Raw genomic sequence first — 690 nt, forward strand, 5'->3', positions numbered from 1 at the left:
ATTCCGCTGCTGCTCGGTTCTCGACACCGGGCAGCAGCGGAATCGACCTCGCCCCCTTGCCCCCTCGACCCCGGGTTACTTGAACTGGCCGGGCTGGTAGTCGCCGGCGGGCATCGTGAGCATGACGTTCATGCGGTTGAAGCTGTTGATGAGGGCGATCAGCGAGACGAGCGCCATGAGCTGTTCGTCGTCGTAGTGCTTGGCCGCGTTCGCCCACGCCTCGTCCGGGACGCCGCCGGCCGCGTCCGCGATACGGGTGCCTTCCTCGGTCAGCTCCAGCGCGGCGCGCTCCGCGTCGGTGAACACGGTGGCCTCGCGCCACGCGGCGACGAGGTTGATCCGCAGCGAGGTCTCGCCCGCGGCGGCCGCGTCCTTGGTGTGCATGTCGGTGCAGAACCCGCACCCGTTGATCTGGCTCGCCCGGATCTTCACGAGTTCCTGCGTGGCGGCGGGCAGCGTCGATTCCTCGATGACCTTGCCCGCGGCGATGAAGTACTTCAGGGCCTTACCGGCGACGGGACTGGCGAAGGCGTTCAAACGGGCACCCATGGTGGGCTCCTCTGCTCTGTCGTGGCTGTTGGTTCCACAGCTCTGACGGAATGAGCCCCTGGGAATGTGACAACGCCGGATGTGACGTGGCTCTCACGCTCGGTGACGGGGGTGGAGGGGGCGGAGGGTGCCGGTTTGTAT

The 690-nt window shown here is 67.1% G+C and carries 1 protein-coding gene; it reads right to left on the reverse strand.

Features of this window, described 5'->3' with window-relative positions:
• Nucleotides 1-75 precede the first annotated feature (75 nt).
• Nucleotides 76-549 (reverse strand): carboxymuconolactone decarboxylase family protein, encoded by a 474-nt coding sequence (locus tag ACNFOC_RS54895; protein WP_416966383.1) that lies wholly within the window; start codon nucleotides 547-549, stop codon nucleotides 76-78.
• Nucleotides 550-690: the final 141 nt, after the last annotated feature.

The sequence above is a fragment of the Streptomyces colwelliae genome (genome assembly GCF_048158785.1).
Classification (GTDB): Bacteria; Actinomycetota; Actinomycetes; order Streptomycetales; family Streptomycetaceae; genus Streptomyces.

What these genes read in the sequence shown, in the direction of transcription:
- ACNFOC_RS54895 (WP_416966383.1), bottom strand. Translation starts at nt 549, where the DNA reads ATGGGTGCCCGTTTGAACGCCTTCGCCAGTCCCGTCGCCGGTAAGGCC.